Annotated in this window: 26 protein-coding genes, 2 tRNA genes, 1 other RNA gene and 2 pseudogenes; 8 read left to right on the top strand and 23 right to left on the bottom strand. The window is 27.3% G+C overall.

Translation table 11 applies throughout. The features are described 5' to 3' along the window. Nucleotides 1–13 precede the first annotated feature (13 nt). A pseudogene (locus JG676_RS03620) lies at nt 14–1437 on the top strand (anaerobic C4-dicarboxylate transporter). Nucleotides 1438–1510: 73 nt separating this feature from the next. Next, nucleotides 1511–2290 carry an AAC(3) family N-acetyltransferase gene (locus tag JG676_RS03615; protein WP_200217338.1) on the top strand — a complete coding sequence of 260 codons (780 nt, stop codon included), beginning with the start codon at nt 1511–1513 and terminating at the stop codon, nt 2288–2290. A 174-nt stretch (nt 2291–2464) separates the two neighbouring features. On the opposite strand, the gene JG676_RS03610 is transcribed toward JG676_RS03615, so the two are convergent. From JG676_RS03610 to JG676_RS03590, 5 genes and pseudogenes are all read right to left on the bottom strand, one after another. Continuing rightward, complete coding sequence (locus JG676_RS03610; protein ID WP_200217330.1) at nt 2465–2842, bottom strand: hypothetical protein; 378 nt, start codon at nt 2840–2842, stop codon at nt 2465–2467. A 3-nt stretch (nt 2843–2845) separates the two neighbouring features. Beyond that, nucleotides 2846–3309: pseudogene (locus JG676_RS03605) on the bottom strand (DUF5675 family protein). Between the two features lie 57 nt (nt 3310–3366). Next, the gene (locus JG676_RS03600) at nt 3367–3738 is read right to left on the bottom strand and encodes a DUF1353 domain-containing protein (RefSeq protein WP_200217337.1); all 372 of its coding nucleotides are present in this window, start codon (nt 3736–3738) and stop codon (nt 3367–3369) included. 975 nt (nt 3739–4713) lie between these two features. Further along, nucleotides 4714–4789, bottom strand: a tRNA-Met gene (locus JG676_RS03595). Between the two features lie 11 nt (nt 4790–4800). After that, nucleotides 4801–4875, bottom strand: a tRNA-Gln gene (locus JG676_RS03590). Nucleotides 4876–4957: 82 nt separating this feature from the next. Between JG676_RS03590 and JG676_RS03585 the strand changes: the two genes are divergently transcribed. Continuing rightward, entirely contained in the window at nt 4958–5977 is a 1020-nt protein-coding gene (locus JG676_RS03585) for a bifunctional 3,4-dihydroxy-2-butanone 4-phosphate synthase/GTP cyclohydrolase II (protein ID WP_200169696.1), read from the top strand. Between the two features lie 5 nt (nt 5978–5982). Here JG676_RS03585 and efp read toward each other — a convergent pair whose 3' ends face one another. Further along, on the bottom strand, nt 5983–6552 hold the full coding sequence (gene efp, locus JG676_RS03580) for an elongation factor P (RefSeq protein WP_200169694.1): 570 nt from the start codon (nt 6550–6552) through the stop codon (nt 5983–5985). Nucleotides 6553–6655: 103 nt separating this feature from the next. Between efp and rnpB the strand changes: the two genes are divergently transcribed. Further along, nucleotides 6656–6983, top strand: an RNA gene (gene rnpB, locus JG676_RS03575) — RNase P RNA component class A. Here the strand turns inward: rnpB and JG676_RS03570 are convergent. The 17 genes from JG676_RS03570 to JG676_RS03490 all read right to left on the bottom strand — a co-directional run bounded on the left by JG676_RS03570 (nt 6971) and on the right by JG676_RS03490 (nt 23492). Then, a complete protein-coding gene (locus JG676_RS03570; protein WP_200169692.1) occupies nt 6971–7192 on the bottom strand; it encodes a hypothetical protein in 222 nt (73 codons plus the stop codon). The genes rnpB and JG676_RS03570 overlap by 13 nt on opposite strands. After that, nucleotides 7176–7559, bottom strand: a complete 384-nt coding sequence (gene fliS / locus JG676_RS03565; RefSeq protein WP_200169691.1) for a flagellar export chaperone FliS — start codon at nt 7557–7559, stop codon at nt 7176–7178. Before fliS ends, JG676_RS03570 begins: the two co-directional genes overlap by 17 nt. Before the next feature lie 10 nt (nt 7560–7569). After that, complete coding sequence (fliD, locus tag JG676_RS03560) at nt 7570–9522, bottom strand: flagellar filament capping protein FliD (RefSeq protein ID WP_200169689.1); 1953 nt, start codon at nt 9520–9522, stop codon at nt 7570–7572. Beyond that, the gene (locus JG676_RS03555) at nt 9523–9882 is read right to left on the bottom strand and encodes a FlaG family protein (RefSeq protein WP_200169687.1); all 360 of its coding nucleotides are present in this window, start codon (nt 9880–9882) and stop codon (nt 9523–9525) included. A gap of 119 nt (nt 9883–10001) precedes the next feature. Then, a complete protein-coding gene (locus JG676_RS03550) occupies nt 10002–11804 on the bottom strand; it encodes a menaquinone biosynthesis decarboxylase (RefSeq protein ID WP_200169685.1) in 1803 nt (600 codons plus the stop codon). Continuing rightward, the gene (gene hemC, locus JG676_RS03545; protein WP_200169683.1) at nt 11804–12730 is read right to left on the bottom strand and encodes a hydroxymethylbilane synthase; all 927 of its coding nucleotides are present in this window, start codon (nt 12728–12730) and stop codon (nt 11804–11806) included. Before hemC ends, JG676_RS03550 begins: the two co-directional genes overlap by 1 nt. Beyond that, nucleotides 12727–13116, bottom strand: a complete 390-nt coding sequence (locus tag JG676_RS03540) for an integral memnbrane protein (RefSeq protein ID WP_200169681.1) — start codon at nt 13114–13116, stop codon at nt 12727–12729. Before JG676_RS03540 ends, hemC begins: the two co-directional genes overlap by 4 nt. Beyond that, nucleotides 13113–14819, bottom strand: coding sequence for a proline--tRNA ligase (locus JG676_RS03535; RefSeq protein WP_200217329.1), 1707 nt, complete (start codon nt 14817–14819; stop codon nt 13113–13115). Before JG676_RS03535 ends, JG676_RS03540 begins: the two co-directional genes overlap by 4 nt. Further along, the gene (hemA, locus tag JG676_RS03530; RefSeq protein ID WP_200217328.1) at nt 14809–16119 is read right to left on the bottom strand and encodes a glutamyl-tRNA reductase; all 1311 of its coding nucleotides are present in this window, start codon (nt 16117–16119) and stop codon (nt 14809–14811) included. The genes JG676_RS03535 and hemA overlap by 11 nt, the downstream gene beginning before the upstream one ends. After that, nucleotides 16119–17012 carry a polyprenyl synthetase family protein gene (locus JG676_RS03525; RefSeq protein WP_200217327.1) on the bottom strand — a complete coding sequence of 298 codons (894 nt, stop codon included), beginning with the start codon at nt 17010–17012 and terminating at the stop codon, nt 16119–16121. Before JG676_RS03525 ends, hemA begins: the two co-directional genes overlap by 1 nt. A 9-nt stretch (nt 17013–17021) precedes the next feature. Next, entirely contained in the window at nt 17022–17543 is a 522-nt protein-coding gene (locus JG676_RS03520; RefSeq protein ID WP_373563798.1) for an exporting protein, read from the bottom strand. A 17-nt stretch (nt 17544–17560) separates the two neighbouring features. Then, a complete protein-coding gene (locus JG676_RS03515; protein WP_200169673.1) occupies nt 17561–17824 on the bottom strand; it encodes a DUF2018 family protein in 264 nt (87 codons plus the stop codon). A 148-nt stretch (nt 17825–17972) separates the two neighbouring features. Continuing rightward, on the bottom strand, nt 17973–18524 hold the full coding sequence (locus tag JG676_RS03510; protein WP_200169671.1) for a 2-oxoacid:acceptor oxidoreductase family protein: 552 nt from the start codon (nt 18522–18524) through the stop codon (nt 17973–17975). After that, the gene (locus tag JG676_RS03505) at nt 18521–19366 is read right to left on the bottom strand and encodes a 2-oxoglutarate ferredoxin oxidoreductase subunit beta (protein ID WP_200217326.1); all 846 of its coding nucleotides are present in this window, start codon (nt 19364–19366) and stop codon (nt 18521–18523) included. The genes JG676_RS03510 and JG676_RS03505 overlap by 4 nt, the downstream gene beginning before the upstream one ends. A 1-nt stretch (nt 19367) precedes the next feature. Continuing rightward, a complete protein-coding gene (locus tag JG676_RS03500) occupies nt 19368–20492 on the bottom strand; it encodes a 2-oxoglutarate synthase subunit alpha (protein WP_200169668.1) in 1125 nt (374 codons plus the stop codon). An 8-nt stretch (nt 20493–20500) separates the two neighbouring features. Then, nucleotides 20501–20812, bottom strand: a complete 312-nt coding sequence (locus JG676_RS03495; RefSeq protein WP_200169666.1) for a 4Fe-4S binding protein — start codon at nt 20810–20812, stop codon at nt 20501–20503. A gap of 133 nt (nt 20813–20945) precedes the next feature. Continuing rightward, a complete protein-coding gene (locus JG676_RS03490) occupies nt 20946–23492 on the bottom strand; it encodes an AsmA-like C-terminal domain-containing protein (RefSeq protein ID WP_200217325.1) in 2547 nt (848 codons plus the stop codon). Between JG676_RS03490 and mltG the strand changes: the two genes are divergently transcribed. Genes mltG through fliE form a run of 4 tightly spaced genes read left to right on the top strand, consistent with a single transcriptional unit; the run spans nt 23407 to nt 25690 of the window. After that, nucleotides 23407–24402 (top strand): endolytic transglycosylase MltG, encoded by a 996-nt coding sequence (gene mltG / locus JG676_RS03485; RefSeq protein WP_200217324.1) that lies wholly within the window; start codon nt 23407–23409, stop codon nt 24400–24402. The two genes, JG676_RS03490 and mltG, sit on opposite strands and share 86 nt — an antisense overlap. 50 nt (nt 24403–24452) lie before the next feature. Beyond that, nucleotides 24453–24884: a flagellar basal body rod protein FlgB gene (gene flgB, locus JG676_RS03480; protein ID WP_200169659.1), complete on the top strand. Its 432-nt coding sequence runs from the start codon at nt 24453–24455 to the stop codon at nt 24882–24884. Between the two features lie 9 nt (nt 24885–24893). Then, complete coding sequence (gene flgC / locus JG676_RS03475) at nt 24894–25388, top strand: flagellar basal body rod protein FlgC (protein ID WP_200169657.1); 495 nt, start codon at nt 24894–24896, stop codon at nt 25386–25388. Between the two features lie 2 nt (nt 25389–25390). Beyond that, entirely contained in the window at nt 25391–25690 is a 300-nt protein-coding gene (gene fliE, locus JG676_RS03470) for a flagellar hook-basal body complex protein FliE (protein ID WP_200169655.1), read from the top strand. Nucleotides 25691–25693: the final 3 nt, after the last annotated feature.

The following is a 25693-nucleotide window of genomic DNA, read 5'->3' as shown; positions in this document are numbered from 1 at the left end:
TAAAGGCAATAAAATGGAATTTTTAACCAATCTTAGCGAAGGCGTTCAATTTCTAATTCAAATTATTATAGTTCTTGCTTGTCTTTTTTATGGAGCCAAAAAAGGAGGTATAGCACTTGGATTACTAGGTGGAATAGGAATTTTAATGCTTGTTTTTGCTTTTCATATAAAGCCAGGAAAACCTGCTATTGATGTAATGCTAACAATTTTAGCAGTAGTTATTGCAAGTGCAACACTGCAGGCTAGTGGAGGACTTGATGTGATGCTTCAAATTGCAGAACGTATTTTAAGACGTAATCCCAAATTTTTAACTATACTTGCACCTTTTATAACCTGCTTTTTAACTATACTTTGCGGAACAGGTCATGTTGTTTATACTATAATGCCAATCATTTATGATATAGCCATTAAAAATAATATTCGTCCAGAACGCCCTATGGCAGCAGCTTCAATCTCTTCTCAAATGGGAATTATAGCAAGCCCAGTTTCTGTTGCTGTTGTCTCACTTACTGCGCTTTTGTTAAATTCAAATCATAAATTAGCAGGTTTTGATGGGTATATCAATTTGCTTCAAATTACAATACCTAGTACGCTTTTTGGGGTTTTGTGTGTGGGAATTTTTTCATGGTTTAGAGGTAAAGATTTAGATAGAGATGAAAAATTTCAAAATAAACTTAAAAATGAAGAATTTAAAATTACGTTTATGGAAATACTAAAACTTTACTAAATGAAAAACTTTCAAAAGACAATTGGTTGGCAATGTGGATTTTTTTAGGTGCTATTGTTTGTGTTGCCTTGCTTGGAATTTTTGATTTTCTACGTCCAAATTGGGGACAAATTGTAAAAAATAATATCCCTCAATTTGATAGTTTAGGAAATCCAAAATTAGACATTTTATCTATGGTATCTGTTATACAAATGTTTATGCTTTTAGCTGGATCTTTGATAATTATTTTTACCAAAACAGAAACTAAAAAAATTGCATCAAATGAAATTTTTAAATCTGGTATGATTGCCATGGTAGCAGTTTTTGGAATCTCTTGGATGGCTGATACTATGTTTGCTATCCACACTCCAATGATGAAAGAAATACTTGGAAACATAGTTAAAGATTATCCTTATACTTATGCAATTATGCTTTTATTGATTTCAAAATTTGTTAATTCTCAAGCAGCAGCTATTTCAGCTTTTGTTCCACTAGCTTTAAATATAGGCGTAGAACCAGGTATAATCATAGCCTTTGCAGCAGCTTGCTATGGATATTATATTTTGCCTACTTATCCAAGTGATTTAGCAACTATACAATTTGATAGATCAGGAACAACTCATATAGGTAAATTTGTAATCAATCATAGCTTTATTATACCTGGACTTTTGGGTGTATTTAGTTCTTGTGTAGCTGGATATTTAATTGCCTTAAGCGCTGGATATATTTAATTATTTATTTTTTGAATATCATATTTATCAAAATCTTATATAATAAGTCCTCAAAAATAATAAAAGAAGCAAAATAGATACTTTTTTAAGAGCTGATAAAAACTATACCTTAAATGATTTACTTATTACCTTAGAAAAATTAGGCATTAAAAAAGGTGACGTACTTTGCATACATACCGAACTCTTTAATTTTGGTTTTCCTTTGCTTTCCAAAAAAGAATACCTTGATACTTATATTAAAGCTTTTCTAGAAATTTTAGGAGAAACTGGAACTCTTATAATGCCTACTTTTACTTATAGTTTCTGCAAAAATGAAAATTATGACAAATTAAACTCCAAATGTAAAGTAGGAATTTTAAATGAGTTTTTCAGATTCTATGAAGGAGCAACAAGGAACAATGATCCTATTTTTTTCTTTTGCTATAAAAGGAAAGAGCAAAAAGAATTTTTAAAAGATCATTCAAGTTGCTTTGGAGAAAACAGTGTTTATGATACGCTTTATAAAATGAATGGAAAAATTATACTTCTTGGATCAGAAATCAATGGTTATACTTTTACACATTTCATAGAAGAAAAAGCAAAAGTACCTTATAGATATTTTAAAAATTTTAGCGGAAAAATCATTGATGAGTTGGGAAATATTTCTCAAAAAAACATAAAATACTATGTAAGGAATCTAAATACAAATTCAAATCTTGATGTTTATAAACAAATAAAGATATTAAAAAATTCTAATAATTTTAAAAAAGAAAAATTTGGAAATTCTTGTATAATAAATATAGATTCTAAATCTTATCTAACAAATACTTTAAAAAAATTACTAGATGATCCTTATTATCTTTTAAAAAATTAACCCTAAGCTAAATAAAATTATAGTCTTTAATTTATTGATCCAGAAAAGACAAACAGAAAAAAAATAAATTATACAATATAATACAATATTTTATTAAATTTTAAAGTTTTTATTCTATATCATTTGACATTTAGGTTTTTCAATGGGCTTAAACTTAGCAATTCTTTAGGTATTTTAACCTTTTGAATTTGTATTTTTGTTACCACTTGTTGCGTTGTGCTCCCACAACCTATCAATAACATCATTAAAAAGCTTAGTAATATTATTTTCATTGCTTTTATAAATGTATTCTTTAACATATTTCACCTTTTCTCTTATTTGCTCTTTTTCATTATTTGCATTGCTTATAGCTTGTAGTTGTGCTTTATGTATTTTATTTATCTCTTCTAGTTTTTTTAAATTTTCGTTATTAGCTTCTAAAGCAAGATTTAGATTATTTTTAGTCGTTTCTAATTCTTGCTTAGTTAATTTAAGATTAAAGCTTAAAAATACCATAGAAATAATAAGTATTCCTATAAAAATATAGCTTTTATATTGAAATAAAAAATTCATTGACTAGTTTAACTCATTAATTATTTCAAGCTTAATATTGCTTAAATCTTGATGATACATCAAATCATAAAATTTTTTACAAGCTAATCTACTTGAACCTATGCTTTCATTATCATTTGCTTTTATAAGTCCTAGTAAATACAACCTTTAGTATCTTTATCAGTGTTACCCCAGTGTATAAGAATATGTCTATCAAAAGGAACATCATTATTAAAAATATTAATAACGCTATCATCATCCTTTAAAACTTTAACTCCTGCTACTTCTTTTTTACCTTTATCGTTAAAGCTCGAAGTCTTGTGTTTTTTAAGATTATAAATTCCAGCAAGAACTCTTAAATCTTGCTCTCTTTCTAAGCCCTCTTTATCTTTTTCTAAAGAAAAGCAATCTAAAAGTATATTTTCTTTATCATCAAAAACTCTAAATTTTCCTATAACGCAAGTACTTGTTGTATATTCTTCTAGTATTGTTTATAATTCTTTATTTAACTTCCCAATGCTATACTTCATTTTAATACTTCAAACTCATTTTATCCCCTTTATTAAACATTTAATTTTATGAAACAAATTACAAGAGTGATAAAAAATAAAAATTTTAAATTCATTTATTTCTAAAGCTTGCATTGCCTCTTTTAAAACCTTATTGGCTAACATATAATCATTCTTACTTCTTGCTTTTATGCATAAAAAATCGTGTATTACACAAGCACTAAAATACTCACTTTTAAAAGGTGGATAAATACTCCAAAAAATTCTAGGAATACTTGCTCCATCAGTTTTAAAACCCTTTGGTATAACACCGTTAAAGCTTGGTAAAGAAAAAGCATAATCATCAACTACTTCAAACCTATCTTTATCATAAGGTTTTACACATACTCTTTTTAAATCATTTTTCATTGTTTTCCTTTTTTTATAAATATTTCTTAATTCATCATTTCTTATTTGAGTAAGTTTTACAAGTCTTTCATCTATTCTCATAAGATCTGTATAGATCCAACTTATCATTAGTTTTTGAATAAAGAGTAAATTTAGAGAGTTTAAGTAGTATAGAGATTATTCAGAATTATATTCTAAAGAAGATATTGAAAATTTTATAAAAAATATTTTGGACTTGCTAATTTAAATTAGCAATCTCATCAATATGGTCAGCCTAATGCTTCACAGGATAATTTTTTAAATTTAAAGCGTAATTATATTAAGATATTTTTGATATATTCTTTTATAACATCATATTTAAAAATTTCATTTAAAAGAGAAAAAATTTATCAGCACCTTCTTTTATATTTTTTTCTAAATTTCTCAAAACTTTTTAAAAATATCTTTAATTTGTAATTTATCTAATATAATACAAAAGCAAATCTTTGCAAATAAATCATATAACTTTTTTCGCTTAATTCTATTTTTTAAAGTTTTATTTTTTCTAATGCCAGTTCTTTAAATGTTGTTTGAGATTTTTCTCTTATGCTATCATTTTGGGCTAAATTGATTTTTAAATTATCTTTTTCTTTTCTTGCATTTGAAAGACTTAAAGCAGGATATTCACCTAAAGTTACTTTTTATAATTTAAAGCTTTAAAGCATTTATAGTTAAACGTTTTTTTTATCATTAGATAAACACAAATAAGCAAATTATCAAATCAGCAATATAATATTTTTTATCTTTAGCTTTTAAAGCTTTTATTTTGGTATCATTTAACACTTTTATTCCTTTAGATCAATAAGGTCAGCTAGGTCAATAATAAAGTCAATAAAAATATTTGCAAGTATAATAAATTAAAAATAATCTAAAAAAATTAAACATCTATGAAAAGCCTATTTTATAGATAAGTAAAAAGAAGTAAAGAAAATTAAAAAGAATAAAAAATAATATCTCTGGTTGCGAAGAGGAGATTTGAACTCCCGACCTTCGGGTTATGAGCCCGACGAGCTAACCACTGCTCTACTTCGCGATCTTAAAAAATGGATGGGGTAAAGGGATTCGAACCCCTGAATGACAGGACCAAAACCTGTTGCCTTACCGCTTGGCGATACCCCATTAAAAGCCAAAATTATAATTAAATTTAATTGATTTGTCAAGTAAATAAAGCTATAATTTTTTAAAAAACTTAAGGATTTAAATGAATTTTATAAGCATAGAACAAGCTATTGAAGATCTAAAAGCAGGAAAAATGCTTGTAATGGTAGATGCAGAAGATAGAGAAAACGAAGGAGATATTATTTTTCCAGCTGAATTTAGCTCAAAAGAAAAAGTAAATTTTACTATAAAAGAAGCAAGAGGGGTTGTATGCGTTGCTTTAAGTGAAAAACTAGCCAAAAAATTTGAACTTCCTTTAATGGTTCCAAATAATACTTCCAATCACGAAACAGCTTTTACTATAACCATTGATGCAAAAGAAGCAACAACTGGAGTTAGTGCCCATGAAAGAAACATGACTATAAAACTTTTAACAGATGAAAATGCAACAGCACAGAGTTTTGTTCGTCCAGGGCATATAAATCCTTTAGTAGCTAAAAATGGTGGGGTATTAGAACGCACTGGACATACTGAAGGTAGTGTTGATTTATGTCGTTTAGCAGGACTTAAAGAAGCTTGTGTAATTTGTGAAATTGTTAAAGATGATGGAGATATGGCAAGACGTACTGATTTAGAAGAATTTTGTCAAAAACATAATCTAAACATGATCACAGTTTCTGATCTGATAGAATATCGGTTAAAAAATGAAAGTTTAATTGAATTAATCAATCAAAGTTCTAGTTCTCTTGCAGGTTTTGCAGCACAAAAATACGAATTTAAAGATCATAATGGCATTACACATATTGTTTTTTCTTTTAAAGAGCCACAAAAAATTGAAAATGTAAAATTTCATTCAAGCGGAAGCGACTTTGAACTCCTTACTTCTGATAAATTTTCTACATTATTAAAACAAATAGAATTTTTATATCAAAATGGTGGCCTTATAGTTTTTATGCAAGGAGAAAAAACACAAGCAACTCAGGTTAAAAACTATGGAATTGGAGCGCAAATTCTTAGATATTTTGGGATAGAAGAAATAAATTTAATATCACAAAGCCATGATAAAGATTTTATAGGACTTAAAGGTTTTGGACTTAATATTAAAACTTGCAAAATAGCATAAAAATGCTATTTGCTTGCTTTTTCTATGTATTCACCTCTTGTGGTATCCACTCTAATTATCTCTCCTTCTAAAACATGAAAAGGAATTTGAACAACGGCACCTGTTTCTAAAGTAGCTGGTTTTTTATTAGAACCTTGAGTATCACCTTTAAAATTAGGTGCTGTTTCTATGATTTTTAACTCCACAACTTGAGGAACTTCAACACCAATTGCCTTACCATTATGAAATAAAACTTCTACCATCATACCATCTAAAAGCCATTTTTTAGCTTCACCTACATCATCTTCTGTGATGGCTACTTGCTCATAAGTTTCAGTATCCATAAACTGACAATTTTCACCGTCATCATAAAGATATTGCATTTTTTTATTCTCTAAATTTGGAGCTTCGCACTTATCTCCCGCATGAAAAGTCTTTTCAAGGACTTTACCATCAATAAAAGATTTTATTTTTATGCGTACAAAAGCAGGACCTTTACCTGGTTTTACATGCTGATATTCTACTATCTTAAAAGGAATACCATCAATTTCAATCTTTAAGCCTTTTTTTAAATCACCCATCGAATAAGATGCCATAATCATTCCTTATATGAAAAATAAATTTTATTTTATCAAATTTTATTTTATATACTTATAAAAAATTTATTTTCAAAACAAGAAATTTTAGTTAAAATTATACAAAGCATAGCAAATGCTCGCTTCATTATTATTTTAATGAAGAGGAAAGTCCGAGCTGCAAAAGACAAGAATTCCATCTAACAGATGGCTAGGGCAACCTAAGGGAAAGTGCAACAGAAAACAAACTACCACTAAGTGGAAAAGGTGAAAAGGTGAGGTAAGAGCTTACCAGCGATTTTAGTAATAATTTCGGCTTTGTAAACCCAATTCGCAGCAAGAAGGGATGGTTTAAGTCTTTAGTTGGACCCTTCGCTTGATTTTGTTTGTAAAAACAAAACTAGATAAATGAGCATTCAAGACAGAACTCGGCTTATAGCTATGCTTTAGTATATTCTAAAGCTCTTTTAAATTTATGAATTTCTTTAGCGGCTATATCTTTTTTGCTGATAATAAGCCTTATTGCTTCTTCGGTTAAAGCTTTAACTTCTATTAGTTTTTCATTATCCATATTGCGTGGAAAATTATCTACAAGCTCTTCTAAAATACTGATATTTTCTTCGATTAAAGCAAGTTTAAATTTATCAAGCCAAGTTTTCATTATTATGAACATCTCTCCAAGCTTCTAAAAGACCTTTTACAACATTGATTACTTCATCTACTCTTGCTTCATTATTTTCCAAATTTGCTAAAGATAAAAGTTGAATCTCTCTTGTATAAAGACCACTTAAATAATGTGCTACGTCTCCACCTTTTTCATAATCAAGATTATCAATAAGCTCTATAAAAATAGCCGTAGCTCTTTTTACATAATAAACTCTTTGTTCTATATCTTCATTTTTAATAGCAAATTTAATTCTTGCACAAAAACGTAAAATTCCCTCATAAAGCATTTCAATAAGCTTTTGTGGAGATTCTATCCCCACTTGATTTTGAGAATAAGCATTATAGGCTAAATTATTTTGCATCTTATATTCCTTAACTATTTTGATTATTCATGGCATTAATCATATTTGTTATGGTATTAAGCTGTGTATTTAATTTATTTAAAATACTTTCATATTGCAAAAATTGATTTTGCATTGTTTCATATTTTGAATCAATTAAAGATTGAGTTGATTCTTTAGATTTTGTTAATGATTTTGTTTCATTAGTTAAACTTTCATCAAGCTTAGTTAAAGAACCATTAGTTCCTGTCATACCTTGAAGCTTGCTTTTAAGCTGTGCAAAAACTCCAAGTCCTTCAACTGGCTCTGAAATTACAGTAGTATTTTTTAAACCAAATTGTTTAAGAAATTCATCATCTCCTTTGATTGTTAAATCAGAACCATTATCACTACTAAATTTTATAACAACACCTTGTTTTCCATCTTTATTAACTTCTTCAAGTTTAACATTTAATCCATCTATATTTAAACTATTAATATGCTGAACCAAATTTTGCATTTGTTCTTCTTTGGTATCACCTGTAAGAACAAAATCTTTTCCGTCTCTAGTTTTTGATAAATCATAAGTTTGATTGTTAAAAACTATAGTAAATTTACCTTTTTCAAATTTAATTTCTTTTTCGCTTTCTGATAAAGTTTTAGTTGTATCGCTAGTTTCTACCAAATCACCTGTATAATTGATATCTTTGTATTGAGTAATACCAGCAAAAAAACTTTCAATAAAACTTGGATCTTCATTCATTTTTTCTTCAAAAGTTGATTGAGAAAAGCTCAAGGTTCCAGAATCACTTAAACTAAGTCCATAATCTTGCAAAGAAACCATTACCTTAGAAGGAATTTTATTACCATTTGCATCTTCAACAAAACCATCAACAGATTGAGTTCCAAAAAGTGTTGAAATAATAGTCGATCTTATACTATTTACTTCTGTAACACCCTGTAAAGTTCCCTTTGTTCCTGTTTCACTATTATAATCTGTGGCTGCTTGTAAATTAACTATTAAGTCATTATAGCTATCTACAAGATCATTCATAGCCTTTATGACAGATTCATTATCTTGCTGGATATCAAAATTAATCTCTCCGGTTGAATTTAAAGTCAAAGTTATACCAACGCCCAAGTCTGTTACTGTATTACTCTGACGAATCATTTTAACACCATCTAAAGTAAATTCTGCATTTTGGGCTTTTTGGATATGTAAAGGATTATCAGGATCATCTACTATACCATAACCTGTAAAATTATTTGGATCTATGGTAGTAATATCACCAGAACTACTATCAGATAAAGGTTTATGAAGTTCCCAGCCAAGATTTGAAAAAAGTTTTGAAGCATTTGAATCAACTTGATATAATCCATCTTCATTTTTGAAACCATCAAAAAATCCAATCGCATTATCTTCGCCTGTTTCTTTACTTGAAAGAGTAAGACGATATGGAGCATCTTTTTCTCCGGTGTTAACTATTTTAGCTTGTATATTTCCATCTGTTGCTTGATTAATCTTATCGGCCAAATCTTTATAAGTCGTAGTCTTGTCATAAGTTATAGTATATTGTTTTCCATTTTGAAATAAAGTAAAAGAAGCTTGTCCATCTAAATTTGCATCAACATAGCCACTATCATTTGAAAGACCTTTACTTTGATAAACATCTTTTTGAGCTAATTGGGTTACATTTATTTTCATACTTTGCAAACTTACACCACTATCAGCTGTTAAACTAGCTGGAGGATTAGTAGTTACACTTGCATTTACTTTTCTTTTTGCAAAAACAGTTGCATCACCCAAAGCTGAAACTGCTGTTTGAAAACTTAGGAGTTTTGTTTTAATCTCAGTTAAATCTTTTTGTTTAGTGTTATTTTCTTCAATTTTAGTTGTATATGGTTTTATACGACTTGCCTCATCTGCTGCTTTTAATTTATCAATGACATCTTGTGTTAAAACTCCGGATCCAAAACCTAAACTAGATAAACTTCCAAATGCCATTTAACTCTCCTTATTATAAATTAATCCCAACGCATCCCTAAAATATTCAGCCAATCTCATGGCTTCTTCACTAGGAATTTGACGGATTTCTCTTCCTGTATTTTTTTCAGTAACACTAATATACATAGAGCCTATTTTATCATTAAAAGCAAATCTTATATTTGTATTTAACGAATCCATTTGCTCATTTAAATTTTTAGTAATTTCTGATAATTTTTCACTTAAACCTTCTTGTTGAGTTTGTTTAGAATATTCAGAATTTGTTTGAACTTTCTGAATATTTTCCTCATTGGTTTTATGATGACTTTGAATATTCACATTATTTGATATATCCATTTTAGCAAGCTTAGTTACCTCCATTTTAAAATCCTTTTTAAAATTTTCGCTTTGTCATCATATCGGATTTAAATAAAAAAAATTAATAGTTTATATAGAAATTTATAAACTTACAAAACTACAAGCAAAAAGTATTCTCAAATTTAAAAAATTTCAAATTTTTTGAAAAGTTGTGTATCATTTTTTAAAATTTTACGTAAGATTAGATCATCAATAATTTCTTTGGAGCAAATAGTTTCTTCAGGCCAAGTTCTTTCATAGCCTTCCATTTTTCCTTTAGCACTTGCATCTATAGCTACTACTTTTTCTTTTATATATATATCTCTTTTAGCATCTATATTATTAACAACTCTCCATACTAGCATATAAGGATTTTCTAACCGATTTTCTTTATCTAAAAAAACTAAAATTCTAAAATGCTTTTTAAAATCTAAAAGTTTTTCAAAACTTTCTTTTATGCTTTCTTTTTTATCAAGTAAAATACATACTATAGGATTTTTACTCTCTTTATAAAATTGTTTTAAATCAATAATTTCAAGCTTAGTTTGAAATAGTACTTTTAAATCTTCATCTTCTAATAGTTCCAAACTTTGTATTATCTTCTCTTCAGTAGCATCAAGTCCAGCTTTTCCCCCAAAACAAGCATTAGGAGATGAATGATCTAATTGATCGCAAATTCCTTCGCTAATTAATAAATCTTGACAATCAAATCGATTTAAAATATAAGGGATTAAATTATCATAATCATTTAAATCTGGACCATCTTTATCCACAAAAATAGCGTGTTTTACAAAACTCATTTGCCCTATACCCCAAAAAGCGTGCATAATTTGTTTAGCATGAGCTGGATATTTTGTATCAATCTTTGCTAAGATAAGATTATGAAAAACACCATTTTCTGGCATTTTATAATCAATTAAATCAGGAATACTAGTTTGCAATAAAGGCAAAAATATTCTCTCAGTTCCAAGTCCCATAATTTTATCTTCCAAAGGAGGTTTTCCTACTATAGTGGCTTGATAAATAGCATCTTTTTTAGCATAAATTTTTTCAACTTTCATTACTGGAAAAAGTTCTTGTGGAGTGTAAAAACCTGTATGATCCCCAAAAGGACCTTCGAGTTTAAACTCATCTAAATCTACATAACCTTCTATAACAAAGTCGCTATCATATGGAACATAAATACCATTTTCACAAGGAGTAAGCAAAGCTCTTGTTTTTTTAATAAAACCATAAAGTAAAAGTTCAAAAATCCCTTTTGGCAAAGGGGCTTGGGCACACCAAATATATAAAGGATCTCCACCAATGGCAATGCTTACTGGCATTTTTTTAAAACCTGCTTTTTTATACTCATGATAAAAAAGTGCTCCATCTTTATGAATCTGCCAATGCATTAAAAGTTCATTTTTGCCACTTACTTGCAAGCGATACATTCCAAGATTATTTTGAGTTTTATCTACATTTTGGGTATAAACTTGGCCCATAGTAATAAATTTAGAAGCATCTTTTTGCCAAGTTTTCAAAATAGGAAGTTCTTCTAAAGAATTTAAAGTTTTAAAAGAAAATTTAGAACGTTTAGCACTTAATCTTTTAGGTGGAATATCTTTTAAGGAAAATAAAATCTTAAAAAAATCTATTTTTGCTTTTAGATTTGTAGGGATATGTAATTTTAAAAGCTTTGAAATTTCATCTGCTACCTCCAAATAAGGACGTGAAAAAATTAAATTTAAAGCTTTTTCATTACAAAAAGTATTCATAAGAACAGGGAAATTATAATTTTTATTTTCTTTTTTGCTTATAGGATGAGTAAATAATAAAGCTTTACCATCTTCTTGTTTTTTAGCTTCTATATAAGCAATATATCCCATCTCAAGATCAACATCTATGGGTTCTTCTATAATTTTTAACAAATCATTTTGTTTTAAAATTTTAATGAAATTTTTCATTATATCATTGCCTCTGCTCTTTTTAATAAATCTTTAGCTCCTAATTTAATAAATTTTAAAGCTAATTCTTCTCCTGCATTTTGAAAATCGTTTTTATTGATTGTAAAATCTTCTTTTAGATATTCACTTGCATCAGGAAGTCCTAAAATAGCTCTTATATGAATTTTATCTTGAAATAACTCAGCATTAATTCCAATAGGAACTTGACATCCACCTTCTAAAACTCTAATAAAATCTCTTTCTATAGTAGTTTCTATAAATGAATTTTCATCATTTAAGCAATCAAGCAAAGAAATAATTTCAGGCACATCAAGAGCTTCAATTCCTAAAGCACCTTGTGAAGCAGCAGGTATCATTTCATCTTTTGAAAAAATGCTTATATAATTAACTAAAGAATTTAATCTTAATCTTTTTATCCCAGCTAAAGCTAAAATGATTGCATCAAATTCGCCATTTTTTAATTTGTCTATACGAGAATTTACATTACCTCTTAAAGAAATAATATTTAAATCAGGTCTTAAAAGCAAAAGTTGCATTTTACGTCTTAAACTTGTTGTTCCTACTTTAGCATTTTGAGGTAAATCATTTAAAGTAGGATATTTTTGAGAAAGCATAGCATCATTACTCTCTTCTCTTTTTGAAATTGCTACAAGCTTTAAACCTTTTGGAAAAAAACTTGGCACATCTTTTAAGCTATGAACTGCTAAATGTGCTTTTCGTTCAAGCATACTTTGCTCGAGTTCTTTTGTAAAAAGTCCTTTACCACCTATTTTTGCCAAAGGAGAATCAAGCAAAACATCTCCTTTTGTTTTAAAACCTTCTAGTATAACTTTAATTTTATGTTCTTTTTCCAAAAATGATTTTACCCATTCGCTTTGCCATAAAGCTAATTGACTTTTTCTTGTAGCAATAATTAATTCTTTCATTTATTATCCTCTATTATCTCAACATCAATAATATCATCATTGCACGAATTCTGTTTTGTATTAGCCTTAAATGAATTTGTATTAGTGCTTATTTTTAACAAAATACCAAAAATAAATATTAAGATTCCTAAAATACTACTTAAAATTCCTGGAAAAATGAGTAAAAAACCAGAAATCACAAAAGAAAATTGTATAAACATATTTTTAAAACTATCGATATGAAATTCAAGCAAATTCTTCCAAAAAATTCCCAAAATTACAATACCACAAACCATACTAATTAAAACAAAAGCTAAAAAATTACCAAGACCAAAAACAACAATAAATAAAATCGTAAAAAATATTTCAAGTAAAATTAAAGGGGTTAAACTTAATTTAAATTTCATAATACTATCTTTTTTATAAGTTCTAAAGCTTTATTAGCATCAATTAATTCTTTTTTTAAGCCTTTTCTTTGAATTAATTCAATCTTATTTTCTTCAAAATTTTTTCCTATAACTAAAGCATAAGGAAATCCCATAAGTTCAAAGTCATTAATTTTAACTCCAAAACGTTCATTTCTATCATCTAATAATACTTTAATACCTTCTTTTTTTAAATTTTCATAAAGATTATTAGCATATGCAACTACTTTTTCATCTTTTATATTTGAAATAATAATACTCAAATCAAAAGGACTTAAAATTTTATTCCAAATACAACCTTTATCATCATAACTTGCTTCTATAGCTACAGCAACTAAACGACTTACTCCTATGCCATAACATCCCATATAAAAGGCTTGAGCTTTGCCATTTTCATCTAAAAAATTAGCATTCATAGATTTAGAGTACTTTTGTCCTAGTTTAAAAATATGACCTACTTCAACTCCTTTGCTTTTTTTTAATTTAGCGCCACACTCTATACAACAATCTCCTTCTTTTACTTCTACTAGATCTTTAAAACGATTTTTATTTAAATTTACAACATCAATACCTATTAAATGATAATCTTTTTCATTAGCTCCTATAATCATTTGTTTTTCATTTTCAAGTTCTTGATCTATGTAAAATTCAATATCTTTAAGCCCGATAAAACCAATAAATCCTGGACAAAGTCCTACTTCAATAAGCTCTTCTTCTTTAGCATCTTGCAATTCTAAAGCATTGATAGCATTTAAAGCTTTTACCTCTTGAAGTTCATCACAACCTCGTATAAAAAACACAACAATTTTACTTTCATTTTCATAAATAGCTTTTTTTGCAATAGCTTTAATAGTATAAAATTCATTTATTTTAAAAAAATCAGCTAATTCTTTAATGCTTTTAATATTTGGCGTATGAAATTTACTTGCATAATTAGCTTCTGGTCTTTCATCTTTACATTCTTTTTTTGCTCTTTTGGCAACCTCAATATTTGCAGCATAAGTACAATTTTGACAAGTCAAAATATCATCTTCACCATTATCTGTTAAAACCATAAACTCCTTAGATCCACTTCCACCAATAGCTCCGCTATCTGCATTTACAACGCGAAAATCAAAACCAAGCCTTGTAAAAATTTGACTATAAGTTTTATACATTAAATCAAATTCTTCTTGTAAATCTTTCTCGCTACTATGAAAACTATAACCATCTTTCATTAAAAATTCACGACATCTTAAAAGTCCAAATCTAGGTCTTGCTTCATCTCTAAATTTTAATCCTATTTGATAAAGATGCAAAGGAAGTTGTTTATAGCTTGTGATTTTGTTTTTAACTAAAGAAAGTATTGCTTCTTCATGAGTTGGTCCTAAAACAAATTCATTTTCTTTTCTATCTTTAAATCTTAACAATTCTTTACCAAAAACATTATACCTACCACTTTCTTTCCATAAATCTGAAGGAGTAATAAAACTAAGACTTAATTCTTGCGCTCCTGCTTTATCCATTTCTTCTTTTATAATTGTTTTAATTTTTTCTAAAACCATTTTCCCTAAAGGTAAAAAATTATAAAGACCACTTCCAATTTGCTCAATAAAACCTGCACGTGTTAAAAAAATATGGCTAGGCAAAAGTGCATCTTTTGGATTTTCTTTTGTTGTAGGGGCATAAAGTCTGCTAAATTTCATCCTCTTCCTTTGCATTGAATTCACATTTATATTGATTTAAATTTAAATCTTCTAAATCATTTTTTATATCAAAAACATAGCGCATAGCATTAATTATAGTATCGCTTTGAATTTTACCTTGCATTTTCTTTAAATTTATAGTTGGAGTGTGTAAAAAAGCTTTAAAAACTTGATGAATAAGTTTTTGAGCCTCTTTAAAATCTGATTTTTTAAGATAACCTTTATTAAGTGCTATTTCAAGCTGTTTAATAGCACATTCTTTTGCTTCTAAACGTATAGCTTTAATAACTGGCATAATAGCCAAATCATTTAAATACTTAAAAAATTCATCTGTCATTGCATTTACAATTTTATAAGCTGCTTGAGCTTCATATTCTCTTGAAATTAAATTCTTTTTAACAACTTCTTCTAAATCATCTACGGAAAAAACTTTAATCTTATCATTTTCTTCAAGTTCAATATCTCTTGGGACAGCAATATCAAAAAAATAGCGTTTAAAATCTACTTCTTGTAACAAATCTTTTGTTATGATTGCATTACTTGCATTTGTAGCAGAAAAAAATAAATCGTATTTATTAATATAGGAAGACAATTGACTTAAATGATCAAAATGACTTGATTTTCCTAAATCTTCGCACAATCTTTTTGCTCTTTTTAAATCTCTATTTAAAATAATGACTTTAGCTCCAGCAGAAATCAAATATCTAGATGCCAACTCACTCATTTCTCCTGCGCCAATTACTATTGCTTTTTTTTGACTTAAATCAAAGAATTCTTTAGCCTTTGCAACACAAACAGATGCTACAGAAATTGGGTTTTTAGAAATTTGAGTTTGATTTCTTACCTTTGCAGCACACTTAAAAGAAAAATGCATTATTCTAGAAAGATGTATTGAACAAAATTTATTTTCAAGTGCAAAAATAAATGCATCTTTAAGTTGTTTTACAATTTGAGTTTCTCCAACAACCAAACTATCCAAAGAACTAGCAACGGCAAAAAGATGGTGCACTGCATCAGTATCTTCGTAAATATCTGCTTTTTCAAAAAGAGTTTGAGAATCTATATTACAAAATATAGATAAAGAAGAGATTATAAATTTATCAATTTGATTTTTATTTTTAGCAAAAACTAAAATTTCAATACGATTGCAAGTGCTGATAACTAAGCTCTCTTTTATATTTTCATTAGCACAAATAATACTAAGAAATTCCTCTTTTTTAGCATTATTACTAAAGCTTAATTTCTCCCTTATAGAAATATCAGTATTTTTATGCGTAAAACTGACGCAAAAATAATGCATTAAAATTCCCTACTTATCATATTATCAATAATTTCATTTAAAGAGGTTTTATTATAATTTTCAATTGCTTTTAATGCTTGATCTCCATATGATCTAGCTTCATTAAACACCTCTTCTAGAATTTGATTTTTAGCCATTTGTTCTTTTACCCATGTAATCTCATCCTTATTTAATTCTTTTTTAAAAAAGCTCATTAACGTTTTTTTATCAACATCATTTAATTTTTTATAAAGATATATATAAGGTAATGTTGTTTTCCCTTCTTTAAAGTCGTTCATTATAGGTTTTCCAAGTATTTTTTCATCACTTTTAATATCTAAAATATCATCAATAATTTGAAATGCTAAACCTAAATTTTTACCATATATAGCAAAATCATCTTCAGATAAATTTGCTATTATAGCACCACATCTTGCACTTGCCTCAATTAAAATAGCTGTTTTGTGATAAATCATCTTTAAGTATTTATTCTCATCAATATTAAATTCTTGACTTAAATTAATATCCATAAATTCACCAAGAGATAATTTAACTACAGCATCAGAAACTATTTGTGCAAAATTAGTATCTATTTTAGAAAGCTCAAAAAAAGCTTTAGAGTATAAAATATCTCCGAGCATTAAAGCGTTTTTAGCTCCAAATTTATCATTAATAGAACGTGCCCCTCGTCTTAATTTTGCCTCATCAATTATATCATCGTGCAAAAGACTTGCTAAATGTATAAGCTCTATAATAGCACAAAGCTTAAAGGATATATCATTTTTCCCTGCTATATTTAAAAGTAGTTTTGAACGAAGTTTTTTCCCTGTATTGATATTATCTAACATTACTAAAACTGGTGTATAATCTAAATCTTTTAAATAATTTTGAATTAAACTATCAATTTCTTGCAATTTTTTTCCTTATTTTTGTTCTTGATTGGTTAAAGGTTTAACTTGCGGTTCATTAAAGTTAATCATAGGTACAACTTGATTATCCTGTGGAGGATTTTTTAAAGGAAATTTTCTTGGATCTAAAAATTTAACAGCTAAACGCGCATCCTTATCCTCTATATACACCACAAAAGTAGCCTCACCTTTGTTATAAGAGTTAAATTCTAAAATCAAACGTGCTCTATCAATATGAGGATTGGTATAATCTGGAATTAAAGTCTGAGTAACCCAATTTAAATTTCTACGCAAAGACATAGTAAATTGCCTTGGAAATTTTCTAAATTTAGAATGTACTATAATATTTGTATTATCAAATAAAGTCCAGTAAAAATCAAAATTTTGCACTTTATCCTCATATCCAAGCTCTTGAATTTCTACACTTGCTCTTTCATCTTTTTTTAAAATAAATTTATAAGTATGCTGAAAAACTGGCAAAGAAGCTTTTAAATCTTGCACACTAAAAATTAACAAAAAACATATTAAAAAATATATAAAAATATTTTTCAAATTTAACCTTCATATCCTAAAATTTCAGCACTTAAACCAATAAAAATATCGTTTTGTCTTTCTTTTATAAATTCATTATTTTCAAATATAAATTTTTTAATATCTCTATCATCTATCTTTTGGCGCTCTAAAAGTTCTATCATTGCTATATGTTCTGCAAAAAAATTATCAAAAGTTTTTTCTAATGCTCCTAAATTTCCGTTTTTAATAATTTCTATAAATTTTTCTTTAGGAGTTTTATTTAACATTTCATCAAAAATATCCATTATTTTCCTTAATTAAGAACAATTGATTATAAAATTTTAATAGTTAAAAGTAGCTAAATCAAAATAATAATAAAAAAATATTAAATAATTTTTAACTCTTTTTATGAATGTTATAAAAAGAGTTAAATATAAAAGTTTAGCTCATAAATTAATTTTTCACTCTACTAGCGTATTCAATACCTAAATCAAAAGCTTTTGCATTAGCTTCTTTTGTTTTAGCTGGCACCATCTCAAGCATAATTTCTCTTAATATATTTAAATCAATACACTTGCTCATATAAGCAGCAATAGCTAATGCAATTACAGATTGAGTTGCAACATTGCCTACCTCATCTTTAGCAATACTAATAATAGGAATTTTAAAAATTTGCCATTTTTTATAATCTTGTTCCTCTGGATAAACTAAGTTAGGCTCAATTACTATAATACCATTATCTTTAACTCCATCTTTAAAACCTTTATAGCCTTTATTTGCAGTAGAAAGCATAAAATCAATCTCTCCTTCTATGGCATAAGGAAAAAGAATTTCGCTCTCATCTATAATTACATCAACTTTTGTAGGACCTCCACGCACTTGTGAAGTATAAGTTGAAGCCTTAAAAGCATAAAGTCCTTTTTTAATTGCAGCTTTAGCTAAGATTTCTCCTGCAGTAATAACACCTTGACCACCCTCACCTCCGAATCTTAACTGAAATTTCATTGTAATGCTCCTAAATTTACCATTCTTCCCTCTTGAGCTGCTTTACGCACTTCTTCATAAGCTTCACAATATTCTATACAATCTTTATTTTGATATAAAATACCTGTTGGAAATTTATCTTTTCTTTCTTGGGGATCCATTTGTTCAAATTTAGTTTTTTCAACGCAACGTTCTTTGATCCAATTAAGCATGGAAACAGCTTCGCCCATTTTATTTTTACGTCCAAGATTAATATGACAATTTGAAAAAATATCAACAAAACTATAACCTTTATGTTCTAAAGCTTTATAAATAATATTTTCAAGTTTGTTTATTTCTATTACATTTGATCTTGCTACAAATGTAGCACCAGCAGCTTTAGTAAGCTCACAAGCATCAAAATTAGGGTCTATATTACCAAATTGAGCTGTAACGGTATAAAAACCTAATGGAGTAGTTGGAGAGGTTTGAGAATTTGTTAGACCATAAATAAAATTATTAATCAATATATGAGTAATATCAATATTTCTTCTACAACCATGTATAGTGTGATTTCCACCGATAGCTAAAGTATCACCATCTCCACTTACTACAATCACGTGTTTTTTAGGATTTGCTAATTTAATACCCGTTGCATAAGCAATAGCTCTACCATGAGTTGTATGGACTGTATTGCAATTAACATAAGAACTAGTTCTACCACTACATCCTATACCAGAAACTAGACAAACATCATCCATACTCCAGCCAATTTTTTCTATAGCACGAATAATACTTTTTAAAATAACACCATCACCACAACCCCAACACCATTGAGTTGGAAGCTTATCTACTCTTAAATACTCATCATAATTAAAAGCCATTTTATAAATTCTCCTTTACCTTAACTATAATCTCATCTGGAGTAATAGGACGTCCATTAGCCTTAAGTAATGAAATTAAATCATCTCTTTTGCTTACTCTTTGTATTTCTTCTAAATATTGACCCATATTAAGTTCGCAAACCATAATTTTTTCAAATTTTTTAACAACTTTTTCGATTTTATTTTCTGCTACAGGATACAAAGTTATAGGCCTAAAAAGTCCTACTTTTATTCCATCTTGTCTTAATCTTAAAATAGCCTCTTTTACGGAGCGAGAAACACTTCCATAAGCAATAATCAAAAATTCTGCATCATCAAGATAGTATTCTTCATAAGAACATATTTCATTAGTGCGATTTTTGATTTTTCCTATAAGTCTTTGTATATTTTTTTTAACAATCTCACCATCTTCTGTTGGAAAACCTATATCTCCGTGATGAAGTCCAGTAATGTGATATCGATAACCTGTAAAAAAAGGATTTAAAATAGCACTTTCGTTTTCACCTACAGCATAAGGCTTATAGTTTTTTTTATCTCCTTCAAATTTAGCACGATTAATAATTTCTAAATCTTTTAATTCTGGAAGTATTGCTTTGCCATTCATGTGACCAATAGTTTCATCCATAAGTAAAAAAACAGGGGTCATAAATTTTTCAGCTAAGTTAAAAGCTCTAATAGTTTCACTATAAGATTCTTCTAAAGATGCAGGGGCAATAGCAATACTTGCATAATCTCCGTGAGTTGGAGATTTTGCTTGAAACAAATCTCCTTGTGCTACTCTTGTTGGAAGTCCAGTAGAAGGACCTCCTCTCATCACATTTACAATCACTAAAGGAATTTCTGCAATAAAAGCATAGCCAATTTGTTCTGATTTTAAAGAAATTCCAGGACCACTGCTTGCTGTCATTGCTTTTACTCCACTCATTGAAGCACCTATAGCTACACTAATACCAGAAATTTCATCTTCCATTTGAATAAAGGTTCCATTGTTTTTTGGCAATAAATAACTTAACTCATGAGCTATTTCTGAGCTTGGGGTAATAGGATAACCTCCAAAAAATTTACATCCACAATCAATTGCAGCCTTTGCAATTAATGAATTTCCAGTTGCTATAATTTCTCTCATCTTACTTCCTATATTAATTTTTTATAATTGTTATCTTTTATTAATTTTGCTCTATCTCTTGCTTGTGGTGTTAATTTAGCAAATTGAAATTCACTTTTTTTGGCTACCATAATTGCAAAATCAGGACAATGGACTTCACACTCGCTACAACCTATACAAGATTCAGGATATACAACTTCTATCATTTGACCTAAAACAGCATGAATCTCATCACGCATTGCTAAAACCCCTGCTGGACAATAACTTACACATATATTACAAGCTTTACATCTTTTTTCATCAACCCAAACTGGAGTATTTTCCGGTGCTATCAAGCTCATTTATGCTCCTTGATAAAATAAAAATTTTTAAATATTTTAATTTGATTTTATTTTTAATTTTATTAAATATAATAATTTTCATAAAAAAACAGCAATTTTGTTTCAATTTGTTTCAAATGGTGAATTTTTAAAACTATTTAAACAAATTTGTTGGTAACTCAATAATATTTTTTATAAGATTAAAAGGTGATTTTACAACATCTCCTAAAATTTGAGTATGAAAATTAGGATTATCTAAAGAACCATCTACTTTGATATTAGTGCTTATCTCTTGATTTTTACCCAAAATAACGTAATTTATAATTGGAACTTTAGAAATAACACTAGAGGCTGATTTTAAAGTCTTAAGTTCTAAATTTAAATCTATATTTTTTAAACGCAAATTAATATTTCCAACTCCAAAAATATCAACACTTTCACCATTTAAACTAATTGCCTTAACCCTAAACAAATCCTTCTTGCGATCAAAAACAACTACTCCATCAATTACACTAAGACCCTTTTCATTAAAAGTTGGAGTTTTAAATAAAAGCAAACTTGGAACCGTATCAATAAAACTTATAAGCTGATTTGTTCCTTTTAAATCTTTAATAAAAGTATTTTTGATTTTAAATTGTCCTTCAAAATCCTCAAAATTTCTACCAGTGACATTTAAATCAAAAACCCCTTGTAAAACGGCTTGCTTTTGAAGAAAAGTATTTAAAAACTCATCATTAATATTGTTAATATTTAAATTTATATAATTTGGCGAAAAATCAAAATTTAAATTTGTATCATTTTTATTAGCTTTAATGTTTAAAGTATTTTCATTAAGATTTGCTTCCAAGCGATCAAATGATAAAGTATTATTAGTATCTTTAAAAATAATATTAAAATTAGCTCCACCAAAATAAATATTTTCAGTATTAGAATCTAAACTAAAAAATTTTTCTTTATCTTCTTTATAAATATAAGTTAAATTTTTAAAATGAATTTCTTTATTTTTATCGCTTAATATTGCACTAATTAAATCGCTTTTTGAGTTAATAAAAATAGTATTTTGTTTTTTTTCTATATAAAAACTATCATTTTGATAAGGATTGCTACCATTTAAAAAATTACTTTGAAAAGAAGCATTATTAATCTCTATTTTAAAATTATCAAAATCACTTCCGCTATAAATAACACTTTGAGCATTTTTAAAACCCAATTGTTTAAGCAAAGGAGAATATAAAGCCAATATTGAAGGATTATTTAAATTGATTGTTAAATTATCTGAAATTTCTAAATCTAATTGCCACTTAGGGATAAAAACTTTGCAGTTTTGAGTAAAATCAAGATCTATAATAAGATCTTCATTTTTTATATCAAAAATATTATTTTCCACACTAAATTGATCTATTTTTGTATTAAATTGACCTATTTTTGTATTTAAATCAATACTAGCATTAAAATCTGCTTTTAAAAATTTATTTGTGATATTAGCTTCTTCTATATTTAGTGTGTTATTATTTATCTTAAGCAAAGCTCTACTAACATTTGTATCCAAAAAATTTAAAATAGAATTTTCTATAATGAATTTTCCATCAAACAAACTTTGATCTTTATAAAAACCAAGATCTAAAGTAAAATCGGTTTTTGTTTTTCCTTCTTTTTGAAAAAATGGTATTTTAACATCATAAAAATCTAGCGCTTTCCAGAGCTTTTGATCTAACTTTAAGTTATTAGATATAATATGTAAGTAAATTCCTGCTTTATTTTCATCCATTAAATCATAAATATAAATTTTACTTGCACTTAAATCTGCTTGTTTATAATTAGCTTTTTTAAAATTAAAATCAAGCTTTTGCTTATTTAAACTTAAATTAAGTTTTGGAATTTCAATTGGATCCATTTTGCCATCTAAACTAATTTTAACTTTATCAACATAACCTGAAGCTTCAATATTATCTAAATAATATCTTTTTTTATTAAAATCTATAAAACCTTTAATATAATCTAAATAATAAAATTCCCCTTTTACTCTATTTCCAACCCATAAAATAAGATCTTCTGGAAGTTGAACTTTATTTTGAATCTTATTAAAAATCTCTAAAATATTTTTAAAACTAATTTCTTTAAAATTATAAGCAAGTTGGCCATTTTTATAAGAAAGATTTATATTAAAATTAATCAAATCAGAATTTGCTTTAGCATCAAAAAAATAAAACTCGCTCTTAGTATTAATATCTAAATTTCCAACTATGCTTAAATTATAATCCTTAATAAGCATTTTTTCTATATTTACTTTTATATTATTTTTTTCTTTTTGTAAAGTTGTTTTTAAGAAAAATAAATTATTATTAATGAAAAATTCATTGTTTTTAAATAAAATCTGCAAATGATAGTCTTTAAAAACTAAATTACGAATATCTATTTCTTGTATAAAAATATAAAAATATTTTAAATTCTCAGCAAGACTTAAAAGTTTAACTGAGGCAAATTGATTGGTTTGCTTTTGGGAATTAATGTCTGATTTTTGATAAATACTAATATTTTTTGCCCTTACAATTAATTTTTTATCTAATTTAATATATAATTGCTCTAATTTTAAAAAATCAAATTGGACACTTGATATGGAAATTCCGTTTTTTAAAACTAAAAATAATAACATCACTAATATAGAAATTGTCAATAAAAAATATAGTATTTTTTTCTTCATACGTTACTTCTTTCTATTTATTATTTTTGGAATTTTTTACTACTTGCTTTTTCCGCTTAAAAGTAATTCTGTAGTTTATATCCCGAAAGGCTCAGTGGGACAAATTATATCATATTTAAATCAGAATAATTATCAAATGAGTATAATTGATAAATATATTTTATCTTTTTTAGGTCATCCTCAATCTGGCTGGATTAATATAGGAAACAAAGAATTAAATCGTGCTGAATTTTTATATAAACTCACCGTATCTAAAGCTGCTCTTGAAACTATCACTTTAATACCAGGTGAAACAACAATTGTTTTTTTAGATCAAGTTGCTAAACAATTAGATCTTAACAAAACTATACTTTTAAAAGAATTTGAAAAACAAGCCTCTTACAAAGAAGGAGTTTTAATACCAGAAACTTATAAAATTCCTAAAGGAATTACTGAATCTTTATTTATTAATTTTATATTAAAGTATTCTGAAAATAATTTTCAAAAAATCTCTAAAAAAATTTTTGGGGAATATAATGCAAAAAAATGGCATCAATATATTATAATAGCTTCAATTATCCAAAAAGAGGCAGCTAGTGAAGATGAAATGCCAATTGTTTCAAGTGTTATTTACAATCGTCTTAAAAAAGGAATGAAACTTCAAATGGATGGAACACTTAATTATGGAATTTATTCTCACGAAAAAATAACACCTCAAAGAATAAAACAAGATAATACTTCTTATAATACTTATAAATTTAGCGGGGTTCCACAAGATGCAGTTTGCAATGTTTCATTAAATGCTATTAAAGCTGCTATTTTCCCAATAAAAAGTGAGTATCTATATTTCGTAAGAGATAAAAATACAAAAAAACATATCTTTACCACAAATATCAAGGATCATAATAATGCTATTAATAGACAAAAATAATGGAACAATTTTTGCTTATTATTTAAAAATATCAAATAAAAAGGAAGAAAATGATCTCACCATTTAAATCGAAAGAGCTTGTAGCAAGCGCTTTAGCTGGTAGAAATTTAAGAAATCAACTTATTAATTCTAATTTAGCAAATGTTGATACTCCTTTTTATAAAGCAAGAGATATTGAATTTGAAACAGCTTTAGTTAACCGTGCTAATGAAATTTTTAAGAAAAATGATAACAAAGAATTACAATTAGCAATAACAGAAGAAGGACATCAAAAACCTTGGAAATTTCCAGATCCAAATAAATCAACTATTTATTTAAGAGATGGACATTTAGCGAGAAATGATGCAAATACAGTAGATCTTGATGTAGAGACTACAGAAATGAGCAAAAATACAGTTATGATAACAGCTCTTGATGGGGTATTAAGAAGACAAAGTAATATTTTTAGCTCCATTATTGATGCAAGCTCTAAATTAAGTTAAAGGAAAATTATGGCATACTTAAGTGATTTTGATATAAGCGGATATGGATTAAGTGCTCAACGCTTTAGAATGAATGTCATTAGTTCCAATATAGCTAATGCAAATACAACAAGGACCGCAGAAGGTGGGCCTTATAGAAGAAGAGAGGTTATTTTTAAAGCGACAGATTTTGATAAGTTATTAAATGAACAAATTAATAAAGATAATAATTTCTTAAAATATGAAAACCCTTTAAATGATCCAACTTCTCCTAATGATGCCAAACCTGCTATTATGAGTGTTGTGGTTGATAAAGTTGTAAGAGATGATAAAGATTTTCGTATGAAATACGATCCTTCTCATCCAGATGCTAATGCAGAGGGGTACGTAGCTTATCCTAATGTTAATCCAGTTATCGAAATGGCCGATTTAATTGAAGCCACTAGAGCTTATCAGGCAAATGTAAGTGCTTTTACAAGTGCTAAAACTATAGCGCAAAGTGCTATTGATTTACTTAAAGGTTAAAAATGAATAATATTAATGATTTAAGACTTAATACAATTTCAAATAATAACTTATCTGATAATAAAACTTCAAATAATATTGGAGATGAATTTTCAAAACTTCTAAAAAATGAAATTAATAGCCTCAACAAAACTCAAGAAGATGCTGAAGCAGCTATGACAGATATAGCAACAGGAGAAGTTAAAGATTTGCATCAAGCTGCAATTGCTATAACTAAAGCCGAAAGTAGTATGAAATTTATGCTTGAGGTTAGAAATAAAGCTATTAATGCCTACAAAGAAATTACAAGAACACAAATTTAAACT

Origin of the sequence: Campylobacter sp. 2018MI34 (assembly GCF_016598975.1) — a bacterium.
In the GTDB taxonomy this organism is placed as follows: domain Bacteria; phylum Campylobacterota; class Campylobacteria; order Campylobacterales; family Campylobacteraceae; genus Campylobacter_D.
The sequence above is the reverse complement of the archived record's forward strand: the minus strand, read 5'-3'. Positions and strand labels throughout refer to the sequence as shown.

Bases quoted from the DNA above. Each gene is read 5' to 3' on its own strand.
- JG676_RS03610 (WP_200217330.1), bottom strand. From the start codon at position 2,842: ATGAATTTTTTATTTCAATATAAAAGCTATATTTTTATAGGAATACTT.
- JG676_RS03600 (WP_200217337.1), bottom strand. From the start codon at position 3,738: ATGAAAAATGATTTAAAAAGAGTATGTGTAAAACCTTATGATAAAGAT.
- JG676_RS03585 (WP_200169696.1), top strand. From the start codon at position 4,958: ATGAATTTTATAAGCATAGAACAAGCTATTGAAGATCTAAAAGCAGGA.
- efp (WP_200169694.1), bottom strand. From the start codon at position 6,552: ATGGCATCTTATTCGATGGGTGATTTAAAAAAAGGCTTAAAGATTGAA.
- JG676_RS03570 (WP_200169692.1), bottom strand. From the start codon at position 7,192: ATGAAAACTTGGCTTGATAAATTTAAACTTGCTTTAATCGAAGAAAAT.
- fliS (WP_200169691.1), bottom strand. From the start codon at position 7,559: ATGCAAAATAATTTAGCCTATAATGCTTATTCTCAAAATCAAGTGGGG.
- fliD (WP_200169689.1), bottom strand. From the start codon at position 9,522: ATGGCATTTGGAAGTTTATCTAGTTTAGGTTTTGGATCCGGAGTTTTA.
- JG676_RS03555 (WP_200169687.1), bottom strand. From the start codon at position 9,882: ATGGAGGTAACTAAGCTTGCTAAAATGGATATATCAAATAATGTGAAT.
- JG676_RS03550 (WP_200169685.1), bottom strand. From the start codon at position 11,804: ATGAAAAATTTCATTAAAATTTTAAAACAAAATGATTTGTTAAAAATT.
- hemC (WP_200169683.1), bottom strand. From the start codon at position 12,730: ATGAAAGAATTAATTATTGCTACAAGAAAAAGTCAATTAGCTTTATGG.
- JG676_RS03540 (WP_200169681.1), bottom strand. From the start codon at position 13,116: ATGAAATTTAAATTAAGTTTAACCCCTTTAATTTTACTTGAAATATTT.
- JG676_RS03535 (WP_200217329.1), bottom strand. From the start codon at position 14,819: ATGAAATTTAGCAGACTTTATGCCCCTACAACAAAAGAAAATCCAAAA.
- hemA (WP_200217328.1), bottom strand. From the start codon at position 16,119: ATGCATTATTTTTGCGTCAGTTTTACGCATAAAAATACTGATATTTCT.
- JG676_RS03515 (WP_200169673.1), bottom strand. From the start codon at position 17,824: ATGGATATTTTTGATGAAATGTTAAATAAAACTCCTAAAGAAAAATTT.
- JG676_RS03510 (WP_200169671.1), bottom strand. From the start codon at position 18,524: ATGAAATTTCAGTTAAGATTCGGAGGTGAGGGTGGTCAAGGTGTTATT.
- JG676_RS03505 (WP_200217326.1), bottom strand. From the start codon at position 19,366: ATGGCTTTTAATTATGATGAGTATTTAAGAGTAGATAAGCTTCCAACT.
- JG676_RS03500 (WP_200169668.1), bottom strand. From the start codon at position 20,492: ATGAGAGAAATTATAGCAACTGGAAATTCATTAATTGCAAAGGCTGCA.
- JG676_RS03495 (WP_200169666.1), bottom strand. From the start codon at position 20,812: ATGAGCTTGATAGCACCGGAAAATACTCCAGTTTGGGTTGATGAAAAA.
- mltG (WP_200217324.1), top strand. From the start codon at position 23,407: ATGGAAATTCCGTTTTTTAAAACTAAAAATAATAACATCACTAATATA.
- JG676_RS03490 (WP_200217325.1), bottom strand. From the start codon at position 23,492: ATGAAGAAAAAAATACTATATTTTTTATTGACAATTTCTATATTAGTG.
- flgB (WP_200169659.1), top strand. From the start codon at position 24,453: ATGATCTCACCATTTAAATCGAAAGAGCTTGTAGCAAGCGCTTTAGCT.
- flgC (WP_200169657.1), top strand. From the start codon at position 24,894: ATGGCATACTTAAGTGATTTTGATATAAGCGGATATGGATTAAGTGCT.
- fliE (WP_200169655.1), top strand. From the start codon at position 25,391: ATGAATAATATTAATGATTTAAGACTTAATACAATTTCAAATAATAAC.